The organism is Kamptonema sp. UHCC 0994, from assembly GCF_029167235.1.
Taxonomy (GTDB): Bacteria; Cyanobacteriota; Cyanobacteriia; order Cyanobacteriales; family Microcoleaceae; genus Kamptonema.
In genome coordinates this window covers 19,646-27,438 of the sequence record NZ_JARFTR010000225.1, presented here as the reverse complement: position 1 = coordinate 27,438, position 7,793 = coordinate 19,646, and the positions used below count along the sequence as shown (strand labels likewise).

Below are 7,793 nucleotides of genomic sequence, written 5' to 3'. Positions count from 1 at the left end.
GTAAGTCACCGCCCAGAGGGCGGCGTTACGTATACCAATTAAACCAGCACAAAATCCAAAGTAGAAATCACACCATTAGCCCCTAATAAATTCGCCAAGACTTGACCATTACTTGCGACTTGGAACACAGTTCCGCCAAGAGTAGGAGTAATTTGTAATTGGTCAAAGGAAAGCCCCCCCGCCAGTCCAAATTTATCCAAACCAACCTCAAAATTAAGCACAGTATCCACACCACTATTAGGACTCAAAACAAAAACATCATTTCCTGTTCCACCAATCAAAGTATCTTCCCCGGAGTCGCCCATAAGCCAATCATCCCCTGTGCCGCCAGATAAAATGTCATTATCTTTACCTCCCGCAAGTGAATCATTTCCGTCATCACCATTAAGATTATCTTCCCCTTCATTGCCATAGATCAGATCGTCTCCGCCGCCGCCATTAATACAATCACTTTGACCAGATCCACCGACAGCAACAGATACGCCTTTATTGTCTCCGTAGATAGTATCATTGCCCTCATCGCCGCAGAGTTGATCGTTACCGTTATCGCCTAACATCAAATCATTGCCGCTACCGCCACGAAGACCATCATTTTCCTTGCCACCTCGAAGGGTATCATTCCCTTCCTCACCAATAATAGTGTCCTCTCCTTCCTGACCATTAATTAAGTCATTACCGATGCCACCAAATAGCACATCGCGCCCCTGTGGATCGGTTTTAAAGAAGTCGTTAAGACCGCCATAAATGGTATCGTTACCGCTGTCACCCACAATCGTATCCGAGTTAAGTTCACCCCAGATCAGATCGTCACCTTTACCACCGTAAACTAGATCGTTCTCTTTGCCAGCATGGATGGTATCGTTACCGTCACCACCACCGATGATATCGTCGCCGCGATCGCCAAAAATCAAATCTTCCTGATCGGCAGAAGCAACCTCGCCATTACTACCCGGATCGCCCAAAATCGTATCATTGCCTTCGCCACCATAAAGGGTATCGGAGTCAAGTTGCCCAAATATGCAGTCATTGCCTTTGCCACCGTAGGCAATATCCTTGCCTTCACCGCCAATTACGGTGTCATCACCCTCATTACCATTGAGGTAGTCATTACCGCTACCGCCAAAAAGTAAATCAGGATTTAAGTCGGGAACAGATAGATCGTTGACACCACCAAAGATAGAGTCATTGCCACTGTCACCGATCAGGATATCGGAGTTGAGATCGCCCCAGATCAAGTCATTATTTTTCCCGCCGTGAACGAGATCGTTTTCCTTACCGGCGTAAATGGTATCGTTACCGTCACCGCCGCCAATGATATCGTTCCCCTCTTCGCCAAAGATCAAATCTTCTTCTCCAGCGCCATCTCCGGGATTTCCGCTACCGCTATCGCCGATCAGGATATCTGCACCGAGATCGCCATGTAGGGTATCAGCGCCGCGATCGCCAAATAACCAGTTATCGCCAGTGTTGCCCGTCAATAAGTCATTTCCCTGATTTCCGCTAAGGATTTCGATCCCACCAGCGAACAATTCATCTCGCTGAAATTTGACTTTTGGCAGTATGGGCGGCGCAGTAAATGTAAACTCAGGTTTTTCAGGAATTGGAGTGCAACCACAACTTGTGTCTGGTTCCTCTACGGGGGCGAAAACCCCAGTAGGTAATGGCGTTGGCGTAGGTGTTGGCGCGCCAATTGGTTCGGGAGTTGGCGTAGGAGTTGGCGTAGGAGTTCCCGTTGGCGTAGGTGTTTCCGTTGGTATGGGTGTTGCCGTTGGCGTAGAAGTTGGAGTTCCCGTTGGTGTTGGCGTAGGAGTCGGAGTTCCCGTTGGTGTCGGTGTTGGTGTCGGTGTTGGTGTTGGTGAAATCGGCCCTAACACAGCGGATACGCTAGCAGCCGCAGGGCTAACTGCACCAAGGTTATCAGTGGCGCTATAAGTGAAACTGGCCCCTGTAAAGTTGCCCGTAGATTTGAAGAATAACTGACTAATTTGAGCGGGTGTCAGCACTTGGCCAGGAGTGATGAGAACACCACCGTTAGCGGGGTCTCCTAAATACAACAAGCCTTGTTCAGCGGGCGGTAGAGTGTTTATTGTGTAGGATGCGATCGTACCATCAGGGTCACTTCCTCCTAGTCCTGGAATCTGAACTGTACTCCCCGGTGGCAAACTGACATTAGCGTTGTTTGTTAGTGGCGGAAGGTTGACACCAGCTTGGACTGATACATTGCCTGTAGCAGGGCTAACTGCACCAAGGTTATCAGTGGCGCTGTAAGTGAAACTAGCACCTGTAAAGTTGCCCGTAGACTGGAAGAATAACTGGCTAATTTGATCCGGTGTTAGCACTTGGCCGGGAGTAATGGCTACGCCACCGTTAGCGGGATCTCCTAAATACAACACGCCTTGTTCCGCCGGAGGCAAAGTATTAATTGTGTAAGATGCGATCGCGCCATCAGCGTCACTTCCCCCTAGTCCTGGAATCTTGACAGTGCTCCCTGGTGGCAAACTGACATTGGAATTGTTTGCCAGGGGAGGGAGGTTAGGAGTAGGCGGGATCAGGGATACAGCGGCGGGAGCAGGGGTACTAAGACCGAGGTTATCGGTGGCGCTGTAACTAAAACTGGCTCCTGTAAAGCTGCCCGTAGATTGGAAGAATAACTGGCTAATTTGAGCGGGTGTTAGCACTTGGCCGGGAGTAATGGCTACACCACCGTTAGCAGGATCTCCTAAATACAATATGCCTTGTTCCGCCGGAGGCAAAGTATTAATTGTATAGGATGCGATCGCGCCATCGGGGTCTGTTGCTCCTAGTCCCGCAAGTTTGACTGCACTCCCTGGTGTGGCGACGTTATTGGCATTAGTCGCAAGAGGAGGAAGATTTGGCGCTGCGATCGCGTTGACAGTAGCAGCAGCGAGGCTGACAGCACCACTGTTATCGGTGGCGCTATAAGTGAAGCCTGCACCTGTAAAGCTACCCGTAGACTGGAAGAATAACTGACTAATTTGATCCGGCGTTAGCACTTGGCCGGGAGTAATGGCTACGCCACCGTTAGCGGGATCTCCTAAATACAACACACCTTGTGCTGCCGGGGGCAAGGTATTAATTGTATAGGATGCGATCGCGCCATCGGGGTCACTTCCCCCTAGTCCTGGAATCTTGACAGTGCTTCCTGGTGGCAAACTGATATTGGAATTGTTCGCAACTGGAGGCTTGTTGAGAGGATTAGGAGTTGGAGTTGGAGTTGGATTTGGACTTGGATTTGGACTTGGATTTGGACTTGGAGTTGGACTCGAAGTAATTGTAGTCGCAACAGTTGCACCAGTAGCAGTACCGTCATTATTGGCGGAAGTCGGATCAAAAGTCGTAGAAGTGCTCTTGGCAGTATTACTAAGAGTGCCTGTTGCTGGTAATGGTAAAGTTACTGTTCGCGTTGTATTCGTGCCATTTGCTAAGCTAATAGCTGACCAAGTAATCACCCCTGTTATCGGATTATAATTGCCATCTCCTGACGGTACAACTCCCGTTAAACCTGGGGGCAAAGTATCAGTAATAACGACACCATCAGCAGTTGATGGCCCATTATTTGTTGTGGTAATTGTGTAGGTGACATTTGCTCCGGCTGTGCCTGCACTAACACCTGTTTTGGTTGTGACTACATCGGCACTGGCGGCAATTGTTGTTGCCACAGTTGCACCAGTCGCAGTACCGTCATTATTACCTGGAGTCGGGTCGGCTGTACTAGAAGTGCTCTTGGCAGTATTGCTAATAGTGCCTGATGCTGGCAATGGTAAAGTTACTGTTCGCGTCGTATTTGCAGCATTTGCTAAGCTAATTGTCGGCCAAGTAATTATCCCTGTATTGGCATCGTATACACCACCATCTGAGGGTACAACTCCTGTTAAACCTGTAGGTAAAGTATCAGTAATTGCGACATCGGCCGCCGTTGATGGCCCATTATTTGTTGTAGTAATTGTGTAGGTGACATTTGCTCCGGCCGTGCCTGCACTAACACCTGTTTTGGTTGTGACTACATCGGCACTGGCGGCAATTGTTGTTGCCACAGTTGCACCAGTTGCAGTACCGTCATTATTACCTGGAGTTGGGTCGGCTGTACTAGAAGTGCTCTTGGCAGTATTGCTAATAGTGCCTGATGCTGGTAATGGTAAAGTTACTGTTCGCGTCGTATTTGTGCCATTTGCTAAGCTAATTGTCGGCCAAGTAATTATCCCTGTTGCTGAATTATAACTACCACCATCTGACGGTACAACGTTTGTTAAACCTGTAGGTAAAGTATCAGTAATTGCGACATCAGCAGCCGTTGATGGCCCATTATTTGTTGTGGTAATTGTGTAGGTGACATTTGCTCCGGCTGTGCCTGCACTAACACCTGTTTTAGTTGTGACTACATCGGCACTGGGAGTAATTGTTGTTCCTACAGTTGCATCAGTTGCAGTACCGTCATTGTTGGCTGGAGTTGGGTCGGCTGTACTAGAAGTGCTCTTGGCAGTATTACTAAGAGTGCCTGATGCTGGTAATGGTAAAGTTACTGTTCGCGTCGTATTTGTGCCATTTGCTAAGCTAATTGTCGGCCAAGTAATTATCCCTGTTGCTGAATTATAAGTGCCACCATCTGAGGGTACAACTCCTGTTAAACCTGTAGGTAAAGTATCAGTAATTGCGACATCGGCCGCCGTTGATGGCCCATTATTTGTTGTAGTAATTGTGTAGGTGACATTTTCCCCTGCTGTGCCTCCGGTGACACCTGTTTTGGTTGTGACTACATCGGCACTGGGAGTAATTGTTGTTGCAACAGTTGCACCAGTTGCAGTACCATTATTATTGGTGGGAGTTGGGTCTGATGTACTAGAAGTGCTACTGGCAGTATTACTAAGACTGGCTGTTGCTGGCAATGGTAAAGTTACTGTTCGTGTCGTATTTGCAGCATTTGCTAAGCTAATTGTCGGCCAAGTAATTATCCCTGTTGCTGAATTATAACTACCACCATCTGACGGTACAACGTTTGTTAAACCTGTAGGTAAAGTATCAGTAATTGCAACATCAGCCGCCGTTGATGGCCCGTTATTTGTGGTGGTAATTGTGTAGGTGACATTTGCCCCAGCATTGCCTGTAGTAGCTCCTGTTTTAGTTGTGACTACATCGGCAACAGCAGACGCGATTGTAGTAGTAACTTGAGCGTTAGCAGCCGTGCCGTTATTATTGCTAGAAGTGGGGTCAAAAGTTGTCGCGGTGCTGAATACCTTGTTAAGGAATGGGCCACCAGTAGCAGGGGCAGTAGCCACTAAATCGTAAGTGACACTCTGATCAATAGCTAAAGAGGCAATACTCGGCCAAGTAACAACTTTTGTTGTAGGGTCAAAAGTGCCACCACCTGTCGCGCTACCGAAGGTTAAATTAGCAGGTAACGGGTCTTGAATTACGACGTTAGTAGCAGTGTTAGGCCCTTTATTTGTAGCAGTAATTTTGTAGGTGATAGTACCATTAGGCAATACAAATGTAGGGCCAGTTTTGACAGTTTCAATGTCCGCCTGTTCCGTAGGCTCAGTTAAAGTCTCAACTTTTAAGTTTTTGATTTCATGTATGTTTGTCGCACCTCCAGTTGAACTGGCGAAACCAAATTTAAAGGTTGATGGCGCTGCTCCGTTAGCTGCGGTAACGTTGAATGAAGGAATAACTATTTCGCTTGGGTCAAAAATCCCATTGCCGTCTAAATCAACTTTAACGGAGAGAACATTAGTTGCTGTTAAGGTGATTTCAGCAGTTCTTTTCGCATCTGCGCGAGTAGTCACCAGCGCTGGATCTGGAACGGCTAAGCTAGGAGAAAGAGTGCCTGTTCCAGTTAAGTAGTTATAGCTGTTCGTTGGAGTTACAAGGTCTTCCCTTCCTCTAACTGCTACTGAGCTTGGTGTCCCTCCAGGGCCGCCATTACGCTCTCCATTTGGATTGGAAAAGTTGCCATATTCGTCTAATCCAACGCCCAGATAGCCTCCAACTATACCTGCTTTACCACCACCGATATCTTGAGCATAGCCCAGGGAACCGGCAAATGTGCCAGCTTGTGTTGGATTTGCACTCCCATCAATTAAAAAGAAACTAATGCCATCCCCGCCGCTAGGATAGGTGGCACTGGGACCGCCGCCGCCGTAGGAAAAGAAGTCAAAGGTAACTCTAATCCCGGAATTGGAAGGGATAGGGTTGTTGTAAATGACAAAAGCTGACTGGTTACCATCAACAGTAGTTAATCTCAAAGCACCACTACCAACCGCATCGGCTGTGCCGCTAGGTGCACCGGGAATAAGGCCAGATGAACCGATTGGCGCTGCGGTTAAGTAAGGGTCGGCGCTAACACCTCCACCATTACCATAGATCCAAGGGCCAGTAACAGTTGCGTCTTGAAATTTTTCTTCAATTAAAGTAGCAAGGACAAAACTATAAGCTGCCAAAGCTTCTTTTTCAAATGCTAAAGAAGATTGAATTTCTCCTGTCGCAAAATCCAAATGCCAGTTACCCCCAAGTGCTACACTCCCAACCAAACTCTCGGAAGCTGCAACTTCTGCGCTCGTAAATTCACTGAGTTTTTCCACAAAAGTAACGCCCAATTTTCCGGCCGCTACATTACAGGATACTAAGAGAATATTTCCTCTATCTGCTAGAGCCTTCCCCCATTGCTGTAACTGTTTTTTATAGATTTCTAAGTTGCTAATATTTAGTTCTACTGAACCTAGCTCGATTTTTGCTTCGCTACCGTGAGCAACAATTTGAAGGCTGTCAACTAGGCTATAATTAGCTAAAATTTGAGTTATTTGCTCTATTCCATCCCGTATTGAATCGAGAATAAATACTTCTGTGCCGAGTTTTACTCCCGCAGCAAGGCTCTGATAATCATCAACTCTTGAATCAATAAAAACAAGGTATTGTTTCTGTTTTTTTACTGCGGTGAAATTTGGTTTCGTTAAACCCAAATTGCTAGCACTGTTTTTGCTAAAACTCTGAGGCTTTTGGCTGGCAAAAACAAGTTGAGTGGAGATGCTTTCCATGATTTAATTACCTGGTAGATACGCTAATGTTGACAAAAAAAGTAACGATTGCAGCAGTTAATAGCGCCGATAAAAATAGCCGCTGTTAAAGAAATTTACCTACGACAAATGACTGAGCGCGTTGCAAAGCAAACTATCGCTCAGTTGTGATAAACAACTCTCAATCTGGTTGACGAAAGTTACGTTTTTTGGTGTGAATTTTGATGGAAACGAAAACGATAGAAAAGCGGAAATTAAGACGCTTTGGACTATGACAGCAAGGAACACATAAATGCAATCTTGCAACCTGATGGAGTATTTCATTAGATAAAGAGATCGACAGTAGATGCCCCAGCTTTAAGCTGGAGGTTTTTAGTTTAGTTTTTTATAGTAAATGCCCTGATGAAATCCTTGAAAAAAGCTGTAGTAGATATAGCGACCCAATCTTTGCAGATAGCGATTAGCCTGCGATTGACTAGCTGACAAATAGTTATCAAATACCCTAGTAGCGCATCCTAATTAAGGTTATTTGAAAAAACGTCATCTGCCTTTATGGCTCAAGTTGGTCACTATTTTGCGTAATAACAGGAGATGCTGAAACTACAAATCTAAATTGGTGCGCTTATTAACAATAGAACCTAACACAAGCTATCTAAACTTGTGTCAACTAATAAATTTAGCTCAATTTGAAATTTGAGTGCGGAACTTTCAAAGAGGCTTACAGACAAGCTTACCCAAACACCCAACAAATGCAAGCACACCTTA

1 protein-coding gene is annotated in these 7,793 nt (G+C 46.2%); it reads right to left on the bottom strand.

The genetic code is table 11. The features are described from left to right. Positions 1–38: 38 nt before the first annotated feature. Entirely contained in the window at positions 39–7,049 is a 7,011-nt protein-coding gene (locus PY364_RS20395; protein ID WP_275525744.1) for a DUF4347 domain-containing protein, read from the bottom strand. Between the last annotated feature and the right edge of the window lie 744 nt (positions 7,050–7,793).

What these genes read in the sequence shown, in the direction of transcription:
- PY364_RS20395 (WP_275525744.1), bottom strand. Translation starts at nt 7,049, where the DNA reads ATGGAAAGCATCTCCACTCAACTTGTTTTTGCCAGCCAAAAGCCTCAG.